The organism is Hyphomonas sp. (assembly GCF_022844445.1).
Lineage (GTDB): Bacteria > Pseudomonadota > Alphaproteobacteria > Caulobacterales > Hyphomonadaceae > Hyphomonas.
On record NZ_JALHLS010000002.1, the window covers coordinates 373,776 to 391,450 of the forward strand.

The 17,675-nt window shown below is 65.5% G+C and carries 18 protein-coding genes and 1 tRNA gene; 12 read left to right on the plus strand and 7 right to left on the minus strand.

The genetic code is table 11. From position 1 onward, the window contains the following. Positions 1-4: 4 nt before the first annotated feature. The 4 genes from Q0C17_RS04675 to Q0C17_RS04690 form a co-directional block, all read right to left on the minus strand. Positions 5-721 carry an NUDIX domain-containing protein gene (locus Q0C17_RS04675; protein ID WP_291202050.1) on the minus strand — a complete coding sequence of 239 codons (717 nt, stop codon included), beginning with the start codon at positions 719-721 and terminating at the stop codon, positions 5-7. Positions 722-873: 152 nt separating this feature from the next. Continuing rightward, the gene (rnr, locus tag Q0C17_RS04680) at positions 874-3,165 is read right to left on the minus strand and encodes a ribonuclease R (RefSeq protein WP_291202053.1); all 2,292 of its coding nucleotides are present in this window, start codon (positions 3,163-3,165) and stop codon (positions 874-876) included. 738 nt (positions 3,166-3,903) lie between these two features. Next, on the minus strand, positions 3,904-4,692 hold the full coding sequence (gene map, locus Q0C17_RS04685; protein ID WP_291202056.1) for a type I methionyl aminopeptidase: 789 nt from the start codon (positions 4,690-4,692) through the stop codon (positions 3,904-3,906). Next, complete coding sequence (locus Q0C17_RS04690; protein WP_291202059.1) at positions 4,689-4,901, minus strand: ParD-like family protein; 213 nt, start codon at positions 4,899-4,901, stop codon at positions 4,689-4,691. Before Q0C17_RS04690 ends, map begins: the two co-directional genes overlap by 4 nt. Before the next feature lie 138 nt (positions 4,902-5,039). Here Q0C17_RS04690 and Q0C17_RS04695 point away from each other — a divergent pair, with 138 nt between their 5' ends. The 5 genes from Q0C17_RS04695 (at position 5,040) to Q0C17_RS04715 (ending at position 10,959) form a co-directional block, all read left to right on the plus strand. Then, positions 5,040-6,401, plus strand: coding sequence for an amidase family protein (locus Q0C17_RS04695; protein WP_291202062.1), 1,362 nt, complete (start codon positions 5,040-5,042; stop codon positions 6,399-6,401). Between the two features lie 14 nt (positions 6,402-6,415). Further along, positions 6,416-6,781, plus strand: a complete 366-nt coding sequence (locus Q0C17_RS04700) for a nuclear transport factor 2 family protein (RefSeq protein WP_291202065.1) — start codon at positions 6,416-6,418, stop codon at positions 6,779-6,781. A 5-nt stretch (positions 6,782-6,786) separates the two neighbouring features. Next, positions 6,787-8,268 carry a glycerol kinase GlpK gene (glpK, locus tag Q0C17_RS04705; RefSeq protein ID WP_291202068.1) on the plus strand — a complete coding sequence of 494 codons (1,482 nt, stop codon included), beginning with the start codon at positions 6,787-6,789 and terminating at the stop codon, positions 8,266-8,268. A 66-nt stretch (positions 8,269-8,334) separates the two neighbouring features. Further along, positions 8,335-9,732, plus strand: coding sequence for a DUF1800 family protein (locus Q0C17_RS04710; RefSeq protein ID WP_291202071.1), 1,398 nt, complete (start codon positions 8,335-8,337; stop codon positions 9,730-9,732). Positions 9,733-9,741: 9 nt separating this feature from the next. Next, on the plus strand, positions 9,742-10,959 hold the full coding sequence (locus Q0C17_RS04715) for a DUF1501 domain-containing protein (RefSeq protein ID WP_291202074.1): 1,218 nt from the start codon (positions 9,742-9,744) through the stop codon (positions 10,957-10,959). A gap of 40 nt (positions 10,960-10,999) precedes the next feature. Here the strand turns inward: Q0C17_RS04715 and Q0C17_RS04720 are convergent. Both Q0C17_RS04720 and Q0C17_RS04725 read right to left on the minus strand, forming a co-directional pair. Continuing rightward, positions 11,000-11,074 (minus strand) — tRNA-Thr (locus Q0C17_RS04720). A 214-nt stretch (positions 11,075-11,288) separates the two neighbouring features. Beyond that, the gene (locus Q0C17_RS04725) at positions 11,289-11,846 is read right to left on the minus strand and encodes a nitroreductase family protein (protein ID WP_291202076.1); all 558 of its coding nucleotides are present in this window, start codon (positions 11,844-11,846) and stop codon (positions 11,289-11,291) included. A gap of 153 nt (positions 11,847-11,999) precedes the next feature. Between Q0C17_RS04725 and murA the strand changes: the two genes are divergently transcribed. The 5 genes from murA (at position 12,000) to Q0C17_RS04750 (ending at position 16,264) form a co-directional block, all read left to right on the plus strand. Continuing rightward, a complete protein-coding gene (murA, locus tag Q0C17_RS04730) occupies positions 12,000-13,280 on the plus strand; it encodes a UDP-N-acetylglucosamine 1-carboxyvinyltransferase (RefSeq protein ID WP_291202079.1) in 1,281 nt (426 codons plus the stop codon). A 16-nt stretch (positions 13,281-13,296) separates the two neighbouring features. Then, complete coding sequence (locus tag Q0C17_RS04735) at positions 13,297-13,752, plus strand: DUF2948 family protein (protein ID WP_291202081.1); 456 nt, start codon at positions 13,297-13,299, stop codon at positions 13,750-13,752. 126 nt (positions 13,753-13,878) lie between these two features. Further along, complete coding sequence (gene hisD, locus Q0C17_RS04740; protein ID WP_291202084.1) at positions 13,879-15,189, plus strand: histidinol dehydrogenase; 1,311 nt, start codon at positions 13,879-13,881, stop codon at positions 15,187-15,189. Next, positions 15,179-15,667: a UPF0262 family protein gene (locus tag Q0C17_RS04745; RefSeq protein ID WP_291202087.1), complete on the plus strand. Its 489-nt coding sequence runs from the start codon at positions 15,179-15,181 to the stop codon at positions 15,665-15,667. Before hisD ends, Q0C17_RS04745 begins: the two co-directional genes overlap by 11 nt. 15 nt (positions 15,668-15,682) lie before the next feature. Then, positions 15,683-16,264, plus strand: coding sequence for a hypothetical protein (locus Q0C17_RS04750; protein ID WP_291202090.1), 582 nt, complete (start codon positions 15,683-15,685; stop codon positions 16,262-16,264). Here the strand turns inward: Q0C17_RS04750 and Q0C17_RS04755 are convergent, their stop codons facing one another. Continuing rightward, complete coding sequence (locus tag Q0C17_RS04755) at positions 16,265-16,552, minus strand: LytTR family DNA-binding domain-containing protein (RefSeq protein WP_366914760.1); 288 nt, start codon at positions 16,550-16,552, stop codon at positions 16,265-16,267. A 291-nt stretch (positions 16,553-16,843) separates the two neighbouring features. On the opposite strand from Q0C17_RS04755, the gene infA reads away from it, so the two are divergent. After that, a complete protein-coding gene (infA, locus tag Q0C17_RS04760) occupies positions 16,844-17,062 on the plus strand; it encodes a translation initiation factor IF-1 (protein WP_220987554.1) in 219 nt (72 codons plus the stop codon). A gap of 6 nt (positions 17,063-17,068) precedes the next feature. Beyond that, on the plus strand, positions 17,069-17,641 hold the full coding sequence (locus tag Q0C17_RS04765; protein ID WP_291202099.1) for a nucleoside triphosphate pyrophosphatase: 573 nt from the start codon (positions 17,069-17,071) through the stop codon (positions 17,639-17,641). Positions 17,642-17,675: the final 34 nt, after the last annotated feature.

Genomic DNA, 17,675 nt, shown 5'->3' on the forward strand with positions numbered 1-17,675 from the left:
GCGCTCAAAGCCTGTCGGTTGCGTGGCCGGACCGGCTCCAGCGCAGGAATGGCGGGCCGGGCTCGTGGCCGGGCTTGGCGAGGCGCTCGCCGATCTCGCCCAGCATGAAGCGGGTCACCGAAGGCAGGTCCAGCTTCAGGGCGTCCGACAGGGTCACCCATTGCAGGTCCGACAGTTCGGCGCCGTCCACCGGGGGACGCTCGTCGATCAGGGCCTGTTCGGCTTCGGCCATGAAGAAACGGGCATCGAAGCGGCGGGGCCGGGATGGCGGCGTGACCGCGCGGCCGATGAAGACGAGGGACGAGAGGTCCGCCACAACGTCCAGCTTGTGGAAATCTTCCCAGCCGGCCGGCGCTATGTCCGGCATCTCGGCAGAGCGGCCGACGATCAGTCCGGTTTCCTCGAAGGTTTCGCGGATCGCAGTCAGCGCGAAAGCGCGGGGGATGCGGCGCGACTGGATGCGCAGTTTCGCCTCGACTTCAGGGCGCAGTTCCTGCCAGGCGATGGCCTTGGAATCCTTTGGGTCCACGCGGCCGCCCGGAAATACATACTTGTCCGGCATGAAGGCATTGGTGCCCGCGCGCTTGCCCATCAGCACGCGCGGCTGGGTCTGGTCGCGGCGCACAAGAATCAGTGTCGCCGCATCGCGCGGCCGCAGGCTCGGTACGCCCTTGATGACCGCGACGCCGTCCTCGTCCTTGTCAAAAACAGTGTTCAGCATGTGCGGCATCATCAATGCCAAATGGGCGATTGCAAGGCGCACTGCACCATGACGTTGGGTCACGCCGCCATTCGCATATGCCTGCTAAGGCGGGTCTCGGGAATGGCAGGTCCTCGCGAGATTCCCGCCTTTGCGGGAATGAACGGCGAGGGTTATCTGCGCTTCTTCTTCGTCGAACCCGGCGGCAATGTCCGCTTGTCGAACTTCGGTTTGCCGCGGCGGGGCGGACCGCTGCCGCCGCCCCGGTGGCCGCGTCCGCCACCTGAATCGCGGCTAATCGACTTGCGGGCTTCGCGCCGGCCGGCAGGGGCGGGCAGTGGCTCGGAGATCATTTCCAGCAGCAGCCCACCTTGCAGGGGCGTGACCTCACGCAGACGTACACGGACGATCTGGCCGAGCGAGAAGGTTTTCCCCGAGCCGCGCGCATAGACGGCCATCGCCGCTGCATCATGAACCCAATAGTCTTCCGACAGGGACGAGATGGGGATGAACCCGTCCGCGCCCGAACCTGCGAGCGCGACAAAGAGGCCGGCCGGCGTGACGCCGGTGATGCGGCCATCGAATTCGGCGCCGACGCGGTCGGCGAGGAAAATCGCAAGGTAGCGATCGGTCGCGTCGCGTTCAGCGGTCATCGAGCGGCGCTCGGTCATCGAGATGTGGCTGGCGATTTCCTCGAGCCGCGCGGCCGAGCGCTCGGAGAGGCCGTCCGGTCCGAAATCATGGGCGCTGATCAGCGCGCGGTGGACGACGAGATCCGCGTAGCGGCGTATGGGCGAGGTGAAGTGCGCGTAGCGCGCGAGATTGAGTCCGAAGTGGCCAAGGTTCTCTTCTGAATAGATTGCCTGCGCCTGCGAGCGCAGTACCATCTGCTGGATCATGCCCTCATAGTCACCGCCGCGGATCTCGGCGAGCAGCTTGTTGAATTTGTGCGTCTGCGGACGTTCTCCGATGTTCCATTTCATGTCGAGCGTCTGCAGGAATTCGGCAAACGCCGCGATCTTGGCTTCCGACGGCGTATCGTGCACGCGGTAGACAACGGGGCTGCGCTTTTCTTCCAGCGTTTCGGCGGCAGCGACGTTGGCCTGGATCATGAACTCCTCGATCAGGCGGTGCGCCTCCAGGCGCTCCTTCGTCACGATTCCGGTGATCTCGCCTTCCGGATTGAACTGGATGCGACGCTCCGGCATATCGAGGTCGAGAGGGCTGCGGATGTCGCGTGCCTTCGTCACTGCCGAATAGGCGCCCCAAAGGGGGCGCAGCACGGAGTCCAGAATGTCTTCGGCCTTGCCGCCCGGTTTGCCATCGATAGCGGCCTGCGCCTCTTCATAGGCAAGCTTCGCTGCCGAGCGCATTGTCGCGCGCAGGAAGCGGTGGGATTTCTTGTGGCCGTCCCTGGAGAAGATCATTTCGACGGCGAGGCAGGGGCGCAGTTCGCCTTCCTTCAGCGAACATGCTTCTGCCGAGAGCTCGAACGGCAGCATCGGCACGACGCGGTCCGGGAAATAGGTCGAGTTGCCGCGCTTCTCGGCTTCCTTGTCAAGTGCAGAGCCTTCGGTGACGTAAGCCGACACGTCAGCGATGGCGACGATCACTTTCCAGCTCCCATCGGGCAGCTCTTCGGCATACACGGCGTCGTCATGGTCGCGTGCGTCATGCGGGTCGATGGTAATCAGCGGCACGCGGGTCAAGTCCGTGCGCTGAACTTTCGCAGGCTCTTTCGATTGCGCCTCGGCAATCACCTCGTCCGGGAAATCCATCGGGATTTCGTTAGCATGAATTGCGATGAGGCTGGCCGAGCGCGCATCCGTGATATGGCCGATCACTTCGGTGATCACGCCCAAGGCTGGGCCATACTGGCGGCGGCCTTGCGGTTTCGGTTCGGCAACGACGAGATCGCCGTCTTTGGCGCCCTTGCGGTCAGCTTCCTGGATCAGGAATTCGCGGCGCTCCTTGCGGCTCGCCGGCGTAACGCGCCCGCCATGCGGGGTCTTGTTGTAGAGGCCGACGATGCGGTCCGAGACGCGCTTCTCCAGCAGTGTGACCACATAGGCGCGCCATTCGCCATTGTCGCGCTCAGCAATCTTGCAGACCGCCCGGTCGCCCTTGGCCGGCGCGCGGGAGCGGGTCTTGCCGGACGGGCCGCCATAGATGAGTTCAGGGCCGAACAGGCCATGGTCGCTGACGCACTGGCCGATCAGGTCGCCCTCACGGGTGAGGCGGGTGAACTCGACGAGGCCGCTCGGGGGCGGGCGGTCGGTCTGGGCGAAGCTGCGCTTGCCGGTGCGTTCCAGCTTACCCTCGCGCTCCAGCTCCTCCAGCACTTCGCGCAGGATCGCGCGCTCCTTGCCCTTTACTTTGAGGCCGCGTGCAATGTCGGCCTTGGACGTGGCGGCCGGGTTTTCCTTCAGGAAATCAAGGACAGTCTGACGATCTGGAAAGCTCATGACCGGGCATATAGGCGACTTTGCGCCGGATTGCGCGGGGAAATTGCGCAGGGACGGCGTGGCAGTGCAGCGAGGCGCCCTTTCCGGCATCGCGCCGGATTTCGGTGCATAAGACATGACGTGTTCAACAGATTTGCGGGGTTTGCGCGGCGCGGCGCACCATTCCTGCCGGTGCCGGGGCAGGGAAACTTCATACCATCCGGAACTTGTCGGTTGATTGGGGGCGAGGCCGCCCCGCGCCGGTCAGAATTTACCCGTTTCGAATCCGGCAGGGTGCGCGGCTGCAGAATACTCCCGGAAGAATGTTTGCTTCGTGCAAGGACTTTTCCATGGCTGGCCGGCGCTCGCGCCTTGACAGGCCCTGAGCGCTGGCTCGCCATGCCCATGCGCGGTTGCCGGCGTGCATACGGCATGCCCAGGCCTTCTTCGAGGGAATGGGGGCTCTGCGTGCAACTGTGGCTGCGCCGACAAGGATCCTTTCAGCCAATTGCTGCGCCGCGCGCAACACTGTCGAGGGCGGCGCGGCCCCGTCACTGGCGCATCGCGGCAGGCATCGCGCGTCGGCCATCACCGACACGCGCTGCTGACGCGGCGGTGGTGGCTCTTCACGAAACTAGTTTGCGACAGCGCAGCTGCCGGTACGAAGGCAGGAACCGCGGAGACGCCGGCTTCGCTCAGCTGGTCCGGCGACAAGGGCACCAATACCCGCTGCAACAAGGCAAAGCGGCGGCGGGGGGCTCAGCCCGCGGCGGTCTTTTGCTGAAGCATGCGGCGCTCGTCCTGGCGCAGCGTCAGGACGGATACGCCAAAGTCCGTGACGGCGACTGTGTGCTCGAACTGGGCAGACAGGCGGCCATCCTGCGTACGCACCGTCCAGCCATCGTTTTCGGTGAACACCTGGCGGCTGCCCTGGTTCAGCATTGGTTCGATCGTAAAGGTCATGCCGGGGCGCAGCGCCATGCCCGCGCCGCGCCGTCCGAAGTGCAGGACCTGCGGGTCCTCGTGCATCTCCCGGCCGATCCCGTGGCCGCAGAATTCGCGTACCACCGAATAGCCCGCCTGCTTGGCATGGCGCTCGATCGCAAAGCCGATATCGCCCAACGTCGCGCCGGGTCGCACCGAGCGGATACCTTTCCACATGGCCTCATACGTGGTGCGCACCAGCCGGCGGGCGGGCGCGTTCACGTTACCGAGCATGTAGGTCTTGCTGGAGTCGGCGATATAGCCATTCTTCTCGAGCGTGATGTCGAAGTTCACGATGTCGCCGTCGCGCAGGATGTCCGCGGGCGAGGGCACGCCGTGGCAGACGACGTCATTAATGGAGGCATTCAGCACATAGGCAAAGCCATACTGCCCCTTGCTGGCCGGGCGCGATTTGAGCTCATCCACGATAAAGCGCTCGGCCAGGTCGTTCACGTCCTTGGTGGACATCCCGATCAGGTCCATCCTGTCAATCAGTCCGAACACGGACGACAGCAGCCGGCCGGACTCTGCCATCAGCCCGAGTTCTTCAGGTCGTTTTGTCATGCGGCGTGGGCGCCCAGCGGAGGCGGGGTGATGCCGGCAGCGGCCATCTCGCGCTGAATGATCTCGTTGAAGGAAAGGGACGGGTTCATCTCGCACAGCATGCCGATGCGGATCCAGTAGGCGGCCTGGGCATTGATCGAGCGGTAGGTGACAGTGCTCGCCCTGCGCACCTGATCGTGCAGTTCGTGGTCGATGTTCACGATGCCCATAGGTATCACTCCGCTTTAAGAACTATATGAAACATATACATACCATATACGCTTTGAAAATGAACTTGTGTAGCGAAACGGGGGATGCGTTGAGCTTCGCGGCCCCCGTGTTAGGCTTCCTGCAAAAGGGAGGAAGCCTTGAGCGCTTCAGCGACGGACGATCTTGCAAAACTGGGCGCCCGGGCCACGGCAGAGGCCGTACGGACGGGCAATATTTCGGCGCTGGAGGCCTGCGACGCTGCCATCGCCCGCATCGAGGCGCTGGACGGGGCGATCAACGCGGTGGTCGTGCGTGATTTCGAGCGCGCGCGGGCGACCGCAAAGCGGATCGATCAGACGAAGTTGGCCGGCGACCCGCGCCGTCTGCTTGGCGTGCCGATGACGGTAAAGGAGTCCAACGATGTCGAGGGGTTGCCCTCAACCTGGGGCTTCGAGATGTTCGCCAATGTCGATGCACCCCGCGACGGTGTGGTCGTCCAGCGGCTCAAGGCGGAAGGCGCGGTAATCGTTGGCAAGACCAATGTGCCGGTGGCGCTGGGCGACTGGCAGTCCGAAAACCCGGTCTATGGCCGCACCGTGAACCCCTACGATCCTACGCGCTCGCCGGGCGGCTCGTCCGGCGGGGCGGCAGCGGCGCTGGCGACCGGGATGGTGCCGCTGGAAATCGGCTCCGACATCGGCGGCTCGATCCGAAAGCCGTCGCACATGTGCGGTGTGTTCGGTCACAAGCCGAGCTATGGCATCGTGCCGCTGCGCGGGCATGGATTTCCGGGTACGGACGGCCTCGATGTGCCGCTCGCCGTGGTCGGGCCGATGGCGCGCAATGTCGGCGACCTGATCGAGACGCTGGACATCATTGCCGGGCCGGAGATGCCCGGCTACAAGCTGGACCTGCCTCCCGCGCGCCATGGCCGGCTGACCGATTTCCGCGTTCGCGTGATCCGCAGCATGCCCGGTGTACCGATTGATTCCGATACTTCGGCGGCGCTGGAGGGATTTTTGGCCGGGCTCGACAAGGCCGGTGTTCGCGTGACGGAATCCGTCGAAGGCTATCCGGACCTCGCGCACATGAACGCCGCCTATGTCCGCATGCTGATGACCGTCATCTCGCGCGGTACGCCCGAGGCATCGCCGATGAACGCGCACGACTGGATGAACCTGCAGGACGAACAGCTCGCGGCCGCGCGCCAGTGGGCGAACGTGTTCGACGAGACCGATATCATCATCTCGCCGATCTTCTCGACGCCCGCTTTCACTTACATGACCGATCCGGACTGGACGAAACGGCAGTTGCCGATCGACAATGCCCTTCATCCCTATGGCGGCCAGCTCGCCTGGGCGAGCATCGCCACCTATGCCGGCCTGCCTGCAACCGCCGTGCCGGTGGCGCGTACGCGTTCCGGGCTGCCTGTCGGCTTCCAGCTGATCGGCCCGCCCTTCGGCGACCGTACGAGCTTGCGCTTCGCGCAGCTGCTCGAAGCTGCAGGCCTCACGGCTTGACGCAGGGTACACTCATGCCCTCCAGCGAAACCGTCCGCCGCTTCACGGCGCAGGTCCTCAGCGGCGATCATGCCGGCGCCATCCGTGACTGGTACACGGACGATGCCACCATGCAGGAGAACCAGGCCGAGCCGCGCCGGGGAAAGGACGAGCTGATCCGGCAGGAGCAGGCGACGCTCGATCGGATGGAGAGGGTGGAAACCGAACTGCTCGCGCCGCCCGTCATCAATGAGGACACGGTTGTCATCCGCTGGCGGTTCACCTTGTATCCGAAAGGTGGCGGCAGGCGGTCACTGGAAGAAGTCGCCTGGCAAACCTGGCGCGGTGAGCGTATTGCCGCCGAGACGTTTTTCTATGATCCCGCGCAGATGAAGGGGTAATTTCCATGGCCGCCGATTTCATTCTCGTCATCGACGAAGGCACCACCTCGACCCGCGCGATCGTGTACGACCGTCAGTTCGGCGAAGTCGCGCTCGCGCAGGAGGAAGTCGAGCTGCAATACCCCGCCGATGGCTGGGTGGAGCAGAATGGCGAGGAGATCTGGGCGCGCACACTGTCTGTCTGCCGTACGGTGATTGCCAAGGCGGGCGGCGCAGACCGAATCGCCGCCATCGGCATCACCAACCAGCGCGAAACCACACTCGTCTGGGAACGGACGACTGGAAGACCCATCGCGCCCGCCATCATCTGGCAGGACCGGCGCACAGCGACGGCCTGCGAGGCGCTGAAGGCGAAAGGCCATGAAGCCGCCGCGCAATCGGAAACCGGCCTGCTGCTGGATCCTTATTTCTCGGGCACCAAGATCGGCTGGCTGCTGGACAATGTGCCGGGCGCCCGGGCGCGCGCCGAAGCGGGTGAACTGGCCTTCGGCACCGTGGACTGCTTCCTGCTGTGGCGCCTCACCGGCGGCAAGGTCCACGCGACCGACGTGACGAATGCGTCGCGCACATTGCTCTACCGGCTGGGCCTGGGCGCCGAGGGCGGCTGGAGCCACCGTATGAGCGAAATGCTGTCTGTGCCGGCCGCGCTACTGCCGCAGGTGAAGCCGAGTGCGGCGGCCTACGGCGAAACGGACGCCGCGCTCTTCGGGCGCGCGATACCGATCTGCTCTGTTCTTGGCGATCAGCAATCGGCGCTGGTGGGGCAGGGCTGTCTCGCCCCTGGTCAGGCGAAGGTGACGTTTGGTACCGGCGCCTTCCTTGTAGCAAACACCGGTACGGTGCGACCGGTGTCCGAGAACCGGCTGCTCGGCACGATAGGCTACGCGCTTCCCGGCGCGTCGGCGATGGCGCTGGAAGGCTCCATCTTCAATGCCGGCACGGTCATCAAGTGGCTGCGGGACGATCTGAAACTCATTCAGCGGGCGGACGAAAGCGCTGCCGCGGCCGCCGGTCTGCCGGACAATGGCGGCGTCTATATGGTGCCCGCTTTCACCGGCCTTGGGGCGCCGCATTGGAACGCCGAAGCGCGCGGCGTGATTGCGGGGCTCACGCGCGCGGCAACGGCGGCGCATCTCATTCGCGCGGGCCTCGAGTCGGTCGCCTATCAGACGCACGACCTGCTCGCCGCCTTTGCCGGTGACGGCGCGCCGATAGCGGAACTGCGCGTCGATGGCGGTATGGTCGCCAATGACTGGCTGATGCAATTCCTTGCCGACATCTGTGCTTTGCCGGCGTTGCGGCCCGACTACCGCGAGATGACGGCGCTCGGCGCGGCTGCTGCGGCTGCGATGCAGCTGGGCTGGCTCACGGCTTCGGACTGGGCGGCCAGAAAGGTGCCGGGCAAACGTTTCCTGCCGTCGATGGCCCCGGACCAGCGGGCGCGGTTGCTGGCTGGCTGGACGGCGGCGCTCGAACGGGCGCTCTGATTTTTTTGCATCTGGCGACGGATTGCGCGGCGCTCTGCGTTACAGTGAAGTTGCTCGGAGTGAGACATGCCGGACTCCCTTGCCGCCGCCATCGCTGTGAACCGCTTTGGGCTGGGTGCCCGGCAGGGTGAACTTGAGGCTGCCGCCCCTGACCCGAAAGCCTGGCTTTCGCGCCAGCTGAAGGACAATTCGGTGTTTGTGCTGAGCGCGCCCGGCCTTCCAACCACCCGTGTGGCCGCAGAAGCGCTGGGCAGTTATCTCGAAGACCTCAAGACGAAGACAGCCGGCAACGCAGGCAAGATGACTCCCGAGGCGCAGGAGGCGGCCATCCTCAAGCCGCTGCAGCAGTTGCGCGACATCAACATGAACGAGATCGAGGCGCGCACGCTCCATGGCCTGACGACCGGGAACAGCTTCGCCGAACGGCTGGTGCTGTTCTGGTCGAACCACTTTACCGTATCGGCCAACAAGGCGGTGACGATTCCTTTTGCGGGTGTGTTCGAACGCGAGGTGATCCGGGCCGGCATGACGGGCACGTTTGCCGATCTGCTCGTCGCCGCCACCCGGCATCCGGGAATGCTGCTTTATCTGGATCAGGCCCAGTCGATGGGGCCGAACTCGAAAACCGGCAAGCGCCGGGACAAGGGCCTCAACGAAAACCTCGCCCGCGAGATCCTTGAGCTGCAGACGCTGGGCGCGCAGGGCGGCTATACGCAGTCGGACGTCACCGAGTTCGCCAAGGCGCTGACCGGCTGGTCGTTGGCCGGGGGTCGCACGAAGGTGCTTGTCCCCGGTGCAGTGCCGGGGGATTTCATTTTCATCGACCGGTTCCATGAGCCCGGCGTGCGCACCGTGATGGGCAAGCGCTATGCCGAGACCGGAGAAGAGCAGGGCGAAGCGATCCTGCGCGACCTCGCTATTCATCCGTCAACGGCGCAACGCATTGCCACGAAGCTCGCGCGCCATTTCATCTCGGATGATCCGCCGGCTGCAGCTGTCGAGGCGCTGGCGAAGCGTTTTCGTAACAGCGGTGGCCGGTTGCCGGCATTGCACGAAACGCTGATTTCGCTGGAGGCGGCATGGCAGCCGGAGGCGCGGAAGTTCAAGTCGCCGAACGAATTCTTCCTGTCTGCGCTGCGCCTGGTGGGCCTGCCGAAAATCGAGCGCAAGGGGATCGTTGCGGGTTACGGCCTGCTGGGCCAGGTGCCCTTTCAGGCGCCATCGCCGGAAGGCTGGCCTGACGACGCGGTCAGCTGGGCAGGGCCGGACGCCGTGATCAAGCGGGTCGAGTGGGCGCAGGGCCTGTCCGACCGGATGGGCAGCAAGATCCGGCCCGAGACCCTCGTGCGGGGCGGTCTCGGCCCGGCCTTGTCGGTGCAGACGGTGCAGAGCATGGCGCGTGCCGAAAGCGCCTCGCAGGGTCTGACACTGGGCCTGATGAGTCCTGAATTCCAGCGCCGGTAGGAGTACGATATGACCTTGCCCCTGATGACACGGCGCGCTGCACTGATCGCCGGCGGCAGTTTTTTCCTCGCCAGCTCGGCCGGCGCGCTGACCGTCTCCAAACAGGCTGGAGACCGGAAGTTTGTTCTGGTCATCCTCCGCGGCGCAATGGACGGCCTCGCCGCGGTTGCCCCGTACGCCGACCCGCACTACCGCGCCGCGCGCGGAAAGCTGGCACTTGCCGCACCGGGCGAGGCGGACGGTGTCCTTCCGCTCACGGAGGGTTTCGGCCTTCACCCCAATCTGGCCTTCCTGCATGATCGCTGGACAAGTAAGGAACTGGCCATCCTGCCGGCTTGCGCGTCGCCCTATCGGGAGCGATCGCACTTCGATGCGCAGGACGTGTTGGAAAGCGGCGCCGCTGAGGTGTTCGGTGCCAGTGATGGCTGGCTCGGCCGCGCGCTCAATGCGCTGCCGCCGGAGGCCGCGCGCGAGGCCGTGGCGATTTCCGGCGCGCTGCCGCTGGTGCTGCGCGGGTCAGGCGCCGCGACCAGCTGGGCGCCGTCGTTTGCGCCGTCTGCGAGTGACGATACGCTGAACCGTCTGATGGATCTCTATGCCGGTGACACCCTGCTGGGCCCGGCGCTTGCCTCAGCCATCGAGACCAACGCCGTCGCCAGCGCCTCGGGCATGGATACGATGGACGGCAAAGGCAAGCGGCGGGGCGGAGCCGGCGCCTACAAGGGCCTCGCCGAAGCGGCGGGCCGGTTGTTGTCGGCGGCGGGCGGCCCGGCGGCGGCCGTTCTCTCCTTCGATGGCTGGGACACGCATGCCAATCAGGGCGCCGCCAATGGCCAGTTGGCTTTGCGTCTCGCCGGGCTGGACGCGGCGCTGCGCGCGCTCAAGGACGGCCTCGGTCTGCACTGGCAGAAAACGGTGGTCGCCGTGGTCACCGAGTTTGGTCGCACGGTTGCGGGTAATGGCACCGGCGGAACCGATCACGGCACCGGGAGCGCGGCTTTCCTTCTCGGCGGGGCGGTGTCCGGCGGCAGATTCGCGGGCGACTGGCCTGGCCTTGCCCCCAGGGCGCTGTTCGAAGGGCGGGATGTTGCCCCCGCAAATGACCTGCGCTCGCTATTCATGGCCGTGTTGCAGGACCATTGGGGGCTGGAGCACAGCGTGCTGGGCGCAAAGGTGTTTCCCGACGCGGCAGGTGTGCAAGCGATAGACCGGCTGGTGCGGGTTTAGGTAACGCCCGGCGCATTAGCTGTGCGAAACCAGTGACCGGTGGTGCCACCTGACAGAATTGAACTGTCGACCTCGTCATTACCAATGACGCGCTCTACCCCTGAGCTAAGGCGGCATTGCCGGTTCGGTTCGCGGGCTTTAGCCTAAGGTTTCCCAGATGAAAAGAGAGTTTAGGCGCCCATTATGACCTACAAGCAGCCACGATCGTCAAACGAAGACCGTACCGCCCGCCAGGCTGAGGCTTTGCGGGCCAATCTGAAGCGCCGGAAGGCCGCTGCCCGCAAGGATTCGGGCGGCGCGGCGGGCGCCCCGACACCCGCTGACAAACCCTAGGGGGCCCAGATCACCGGTGGTCGCTCACGCGGCTTTCCTGTGGGCGTCCCCTCGGCATATCCGAGCGTGAAAGCGGCGTAAGCCAGGTGTGTATCGGGGATCGTCAGTTCGGCGCGCGTCATCGGCTCGCGCAGCCAGTGCATCGGTGAGCCGACCCAGCAGGTACCGAGCCCGCGCGCCTGCGCGGACAGCATAAGGTTCTGCCCCGCGCGGGTGCAATCGAACGCCGCCTGGCCGAGTTCGTCAGGCACGGCGCAAATGAGGATGACGACCGGAGCATCGAAGAAGACCGAGAAATCCTCCTGATCAAGCCAGGCATAGCCTGGTCCCTGGGGGCGGCTGGCGCGGGCGAAGGCGAGGGCGCGGGCCCCGCAGAGGGCGACCTTGTCGGCCCCTTCGATCACGACGAACGTGAAGGGCTCGGCTCCGCTGACGGGCGGGGTGGGGGCCTGCGCGGCGTCCCACAGGATTTCCTCGATGAGATGCCGGTCGACCGGCCGGGGCTGGTAAGCCCGGACGGAGCGGCGGGTATGGATGGCATCAACCGTGTGCATCGGTGAACCCTCAGCATATGCCCCAGAGTAAGCTGATCCGGCGCCCAAGTCAGCCACTTTGAGGCCCGCCGGCCCACAAGGCCCTGAAGAATTGCAAATTCCGCGCACATTCCGGTCCTGACAAAGCCGCGAAGCACAGTATACCTCGCGCCCATGGACAGACTTCACATCACGGGCGGCACACCGCTCAACGGCCGCATCCACGTCTCCGGCGCCAAGAACTCGGCGCTGAAGCTGATGGTCACCTGCCTGCTGACCGATCAGCCGGTGGAACTCACCAACATGCCGAACCTGGCGGACACCCGCTTCCTGGCGCAGCTGCTGGAGACGCTGGGTGTAGAAGTCTACTGGCCGAAGGGCTCATCGACCTGCCATCTAAATGCGGCGGAGCTGAAGTCCACGATCGCGCCCTACGAACAGGTGCGGAAGATGCGGGCGAGTTTCAACGTGCTCGGTCCGCTGATCGCGCGCTCCGGCCATGCCACCGTGTCGCTGCCCGGTGGCTGCGCCATCGGCGCTCGCCCGGTGGACCTGCACCTGAAAGCTCTGGAAGCCATGGGCGCGGACCTGCGCGTCGAAGGCGGCTACGTGAAGGCCGCCGCGATCCATGGCCTGACCGGCGCGCATATCAACTTCTCGACCGTCTCGGTCGGCGCCACGGAGCATGCGATGCTGACGGCGACACTCGCGAAGGGCGAGACCATCCTCGAGAATGCCGCGCGCGAGCCGGAGATCGAAGACCTCGCCAACTGCCTTAACTCCATGGGCGCGAACGTGACGGGCGCCGGCACGCCGATCATCCGCATCAAGGGCGTCGAAGCCTTGAAGGGCACGACCTATGCCGTGATGCCGGACCGGATCGAGGCGGGCACCTATGCCATGGCGGCTGCCGGCGCAGGCGGGGATGTGACGCTGGATGGCTGCCCCGTGGCCGCTCTCGGCGCGATGATTTCCAAGCTGCGCGAAGCGGGCGTGACCATCGATGCCGATGAGGCCGCTTCGACGCTGCGCATCCGCCGCAACGGCTCGCCGCTGAAGGCCGTGAGCCTCTCGACCCAGCCGCATCCCGGCTTCCCGACCGACCTGCAGGCTCAGTTCATGGCTCTGATGTGCACGGCCGAAGGCACCAGCATCATCCGCGAAACGATCTTCGAGAACCGCTTCATGCACGCCCCGGAACTTTCGCGCCTCGGCGCGGACATCACGGTGCGCGGCCAGGAAGCGGTCGTGAAAGGCGTCCATCACCTCACCGCCGCCCCGGTCATGGCGACGGACCTGCGCGCGTCGGTCTCGCTCGTCATCGCCGCGCTCGGCGCCAGGGGCGAGACGGTCGTGAACCGCATTTACCATCTCGATCGCGGTTTCGAGAGGCTGGAAGCAAAGCTCGGGGCTTGCGGCGCGAAGATCGAACGCCGATCTGGCGAAGACGAGTAATCGAGGGCGGGGCTGTATGACCGATCCGAAACCGCTGCGCCTGCTCGCCGAGGAGGCCGAAGACCTCAAGATCATCGCGGCGGCCGTTCAGGACGCGGTGGTGAAGGCCGGCAACCTCAAATACGAGAAGCGGAATCGCCGTTTTGCCGTGGAGCTGAACCGCTATCGCTGGGAAACCGCACCAGCCCGCAAGGGCCAGCCGGGCGAGCGGGTGCGTGCGCTGCTCGCGTTTGACGGAGTTCTTGGCGTGAAAACGCGCGGCATTACCAAGGCCGACCCGGAGCTGATCCTGTCGCTGCTGAGTGTTGAGTTCACTCCGGACGCCGAGCCGCCGGGCGGCAAGGTCACCCTCCTATTCGCCGGCGACGGCGAGATCGTGCTGGCCGTGGAAGCCCTCGACGGCACGCTGCTCGACAGCGATTATGTCTGGCCGACCCGGCATGTGCCGAGCCATGAGCGGCGGAAGAGGTAGGGGGCACTGGGCCGAAGTTCGTATTGCGCCCTGCGGGGCGCCAATTAGCCCATGCGCCGCCTTGCCAGCCTGCCAGCCCCGGTCCATGTAGCGAGGCTGCAACAATCCCGGAAACAGGCCCGCCCCATGGCCCGCCATCTCGACGCCACCAAGCCTCAGTTTAATGAGGCCCTGACGCGCTTCCTCGCAGAAGATCGCGGGCAGGGGGATGACGTGTTCGGGGTGGTGAAGGACATCCTTGCCGATGTCAGGAAACGCGGCGGGGCTGCGGTGGCCGATTATACGGCGAAGTTTGACGGGCTGCAGCTTGACCCCTCGACCCTGCAGACCGACAATGTGGACCTGCACGCGCTCGCGGCGACTTGCCCCCCGGACCTGCGCGCAGCCATCGATTTCGCGCATGACCGGATCGCGGCCTATCACGGCGCGCAGCGTCCGGCCGATCATCGCTTCACGGACGATGCCGGCATCGAGCTTGGCTGGCGCTGGACTTCGCTGGATTCGGTGGGTGTCTACGTGCCGGGCGGGCGGGCGAGCTACCCCTCGTCGGTACTGATGAACATCGTCCCGGCACGGATTGCCGGCGTGGAGCGGATCGTCATGGTCGCCCCGGCGCCGAACGGGGAGCTGTCGAATGCGGTCGCCTATGCGGCGCTTAAGGCGGGCGTGGACGAGTATTACCCCATCGGCGGCGCGCAGGCGGTCGGCGCGCTGGCCTTCGGTGCGGGCGCGCTGGTGCCGGTGGACAAGATTGTCGGGCCGGGAAATGCGTGGGTCGCGGAAGCCAAGCGCCAGGTGTTCGGCCACGTCGGCATCGATACGATAGCCGGGCCATCAGAGATTCTTATCATCGCCGACGCGACGGCGAATCCGGACTGGATCGCCGCCGACCTGCTGAGTCAGGCCGAGCATGATCCGTCCAGCCAATCCATTCTCATCACTGTGGATGACGCTGTGGGTAAGGCTGTGGAAAAGGCTGTGGAAAACCAGCTGAAAACGCTGCTCACCGGCGAGCGGGCGCGGGAGTCCTGGATCAATCATGGCGCGATCATCCTTGTGCGCGATCGCCTGCAGGCGGCGGAAGTCGCCAATCGGATCGCGGCGGAACACCTTGAGCTTTGCATCGACGACCCGGACGGCTTGCTGCCGCTGATCCGCCATGCGGGCGCGGTGTTTCTGGGCCACCACACGCCGGAAGCGTTGGGCGACTATGTGACCGGTTCTAACCACGTGCTGCCTACGAGCCGCGCCGCGCGGTTTTCGTCCGGACTCGGACTGTATGATTTCCTGAAGCGGATGAGCGTGCAACGCGCCGGCCCGAAAGGGCTGGAAGTCCTCGCGCCGGCAGCCCTCCGCCTGGCTGAGGCCGAACGCCTGCCGGCGCATGCCCGCTCGGTGTCCATTCGCACAAACCGGGGTGGAGGGGATGGGCAATAATCGCCTGATCGCCGTCCATATTGACGACGACACGCTCGGCGCCTCCGGTCCCGACGCGGAGCACGAGCGGCGCGTTGCGATTTTCGACCTCATCGAGGAGAACAGCTTCGCGATCGCCGGTCAGGACAAGGGGCCTTATGTGCTCTGGCTCAGCCAGGCCGAACGCCGTCTGATCTTCGGCGTGCGCGATGAGGAAGGCGGAGAGGTTCACACATTCATCCTGTCGCTCGGGCCGTTCCGGGGTGTGATCCGCGACTATTTCATGATCTGTGACAGCTATTACGAAGCCATCCGGACTCAGACGCCGCACCAGATCGAGGCCATCGATATGGCGCGGCGCGGCATCCACAATGAGGGCTCCGAACTGCTAAAAGAGCGCCTCGAAGGCAAGATCGACATTGATCACGCAACGGCGCGGCGCCTGTTCACCCTGATCTGCGCATTGCATGCCGGTCAGGGCAGGGCGCCGGGCACCTGAAAGGTGAGACGGCAGATGAAGCGCAAGTTGTTCCTTATCGCCGCCAGCTTCGCTGCCCTCGCGGCCTGCGAGGCGCGCAATCCGACACCGGCGCTGGAAGAACCCGCCGCGCCGGACACGGTCATTGAGGAATCCGGGCTTGCGGAAATCGAGGCGCCGGTGCGCTATGAAGACGGGCTCGAACTGTTCGACAGCGAGACCGGGATCTCGGTTCTGGATGTCGGCCCGCAGGATGCTGTATCGGGATTGCAGCCGCCGAAGTTCGCGGTGCATTGCGATGCGGCCGCCAAGACCCTGGAAGCCGTCGCCCCGGCACGCCAGCTCGGTCCGTATGCCGTGGCAGGGCCAGCGCAGCTCGTAGCTTCTGGCGATGTGTTTGACGGCGCCGCCGTGCTGACCGAAACGGAGGACGGCGCCGCTGTCAGCCTGACACTGCCCCTGTCGCCCGAATTGCTTGCGGCAGTTGCGACCACCCTCACCGTGCGCGTGGCCATCGGCGACGGATATGCCGAATCCCATCTCGACCAGAACGGCACCTTCCCGGGTTTTGCGGGACAGTGCAGCCTGAAGTCCGGCGTGCCGCTGCCGGTGCGCTGATCAGCCGAGACCGGCGCGGAAGCGTCGGCTGCCTTGCAGCGTCCGGCGGCCGCCAATCGTCACTTCGAAATCACCGGAGGCGGTCGGCTGCAGCGCGCCAATCTTCGCCTTGTTGACGAGGCGCGACCGGTGGATGCCCACCAAGCCAAGGCCGGCGAGCTTCTGCTCCCACGCGCGGGCGTGCCGCCGATCAGGTGCGTTGCCTCGGCGGTGTTGATCCCGACATAGTTGCCGGCCGCTTCGAGGAAGAGGATCTTGGCGGGGGCGGTAGACGCCGTCCGGCACCACCTGGACAATTTCGGCTTGCCGCTCTGGGTGGAAGCGCCTTTGCTGATCGGGGCAACAACGCTCGGCTGCTGGTTACTTTATGGACTGGGCCTGCGGGCAGGGCCGCTGCGGGCCTGGTTCGGCCTGTCCGCAACGGAACCTCGCGCCCGGGTGAAACCGGCCTGAGCCTGCGGGGTTCGGGACGGGGGAGGCCCGACTCCCCCTCGCGCTTGCCGGAATCCCTTCAAGCCTGTATGGCGCAGCCCAGCATTGCGAAGTCCTGGCCGGAATGGCCGGACAGCTGGAGAAGGCATGTCGAAAGAAGAACTCATCGAATTCGAAGGTACAGTTGTTGAACTGCTGCCGAACGCGACGTTCCGCGTGAAACTTGAGAACAACCACGAAATCATTGCGCACACCGCCGGCAAGATGCGGAAAAACCGCATCCGTGTGCTCACCGGTGACAAGGTCATGGTCGAGATGACCCCGTATGACCTGACCAAGGGCCGTATCACCTACCGCTTCAAATAAATTCCCATGCCGGACCGGGCGCCGCTCATTCTCGCCAGTGCCAGCCCCCGGCGTCTCGAACTGCTCGCCCAGATCGGCCTCGTGCCGGACAAGGTCGCACCTACCGACATCGACGAATCCCGCCGCAAGGATGAATCGCCCCGCGCCCTGGCCGAACGGCTGGCGCGGGAAAAAGCGGCTGCGTGTTCGGAGGCGGGCTTCGTGCTGGCCGCTGATACGGTCGTCGCGCTCGGCCAGCGCAACCTCGAAAAGGCGGCGGATGAGGCCGAGGCGGAAGCCTTTCTGAAATTGCTGTCCGGGCGGGCCCACCAGTGCATCACGGGCGTTGCCGTCCGGGCGCCGGATGGCCGAGTGGTGTCGCGCGCGGTGCTGGCCCGGGTGAAGGTCAAACGCCTGACCGACGCCGAGATCGCGGCCTATGTCGCCAGCGGGGAATGGAAGGGCAAGGCGGGCGGATATGGCATCCAGGGCATGGCCGGCGGGTTCATCACGGCTATAAATGGCAGCTATACCGCCATCGTCGGACTGCCTCTTTACGAGACGCGCATGCTGCTGGAAGGCCTTGGATTCCGGCGCTAAGTCGGTCTCACCGGCACCCACCGTGACCGGCGCA

Bases quoted from the DNA above. Each gene is read 5' to 3' on its own strand.
- Q0C17_RS04675 (WP_291202050.1), bottom strand. From the start codon at position 721: ATGCTGAACACTGTTTTTGACAAGGACGAGGACGGCGTCGCGGTCATC.
- rnr (WP_291202053.1), bottom strand. From the start codon at position 3,165: ATGAGCTTTCCAGATCGTCAGACTGTCCTTGATTTCCTGAAGGAAAAC.
- map (WP_291202056.1), bottom strand. From the start codon at position 4,692: ATGACAAAACGACCTGAAGAACTCGGGCTGATGGCAGAGTCCGGCCGG.
- Q0C17_RS04690 (WP_291202059.1), bottom strand. From the start codon at position 4,901: ATGGGCATCGTGAACATCGACCACGAACTGCACGATCAGGTGCGCAGG.
- Q0C17_RS04700 (WP_291202065.1), top strand. From the start codon at position 6,416: ATGCCCTCCAGCGAAACCGTCCGCCGCTTCACGGCGCAGGTCCTCAGC.
- glpK (WP_291202068.1), top strand. From the start codon at position 6,787: ATGGCCGCCGATTTCATTCTCGTCATCGACGAAGGCACCACCTCGACC.
- Q0C17_RS04710 (WP_291202071.1), top strand. From the start codon at position 8,335: ATGCCGGACTCCCTTGCCGCCGCCATCGCTGTGAACCGCTTTGGGCTG.
- Q0C17_RS04715 (WP_291202074.1), top strand. From the start codon at position 9,742: ATGACCTTGCCCCTGATGACACGGCGCGCTGCACTGATCGCCGGCGGC.
- Q0C17_RS04725 (WP_291202076.1), bottom strand. From the start codon at position 11,846: ATGCACACGGTTGATGCCATCCATACCCGCCGCTCCGTCCGGGCTTAC.
- murA (WP_291202079.1), top strand. From the start codon at position 12,000: ATGGACAGACTTCACATCACGGGCGGCACACCGCTCAACGGCCGCATC.
- Q0C17_RS04735 (WP_291202081.1), top strand. From the start codon at position 13,297: ATGACCGATCCGAAACCGCTGCGCCTGCTCGCCGAGGAGGCCGAAGAC.
- hisD (WP_291202084.1), top strand. From the start codon at position 13,879: ATGGCCCGCCATCTCGACGCCACCAAGCCTCAGTTTAATGAGGCCCTG.
- Q0C17_RS04745 (WP_291202087.1), top strand. From the start codon at position 15,179: ATGGGCAATAATCGCCTGATCGCCGTCCATATTGACGACGACACGCTC.
- Q0C17_RS04750 (WP_291202090.1), top strand. From the start codon at position 15,683: ATGAAGCGCAAGTTGTTCCTTATCGCCGCCAGCTTCGCTGCCCTCGCG.
- infA (WP_220987554.1), top strand. From the start codon at position 16,844: ATGTCGAAAGAAGAACTCATCGAATTCGAAGGTACAGTTGTTGAACTG.
- Q0C17_RS04765 (WP_291202099.1), top strand. From the start codon at position 17,069: ATGCCGGACCGGGCGCCGCTCATTCTCGCCAGTGCCAGCCCCCGGCGT.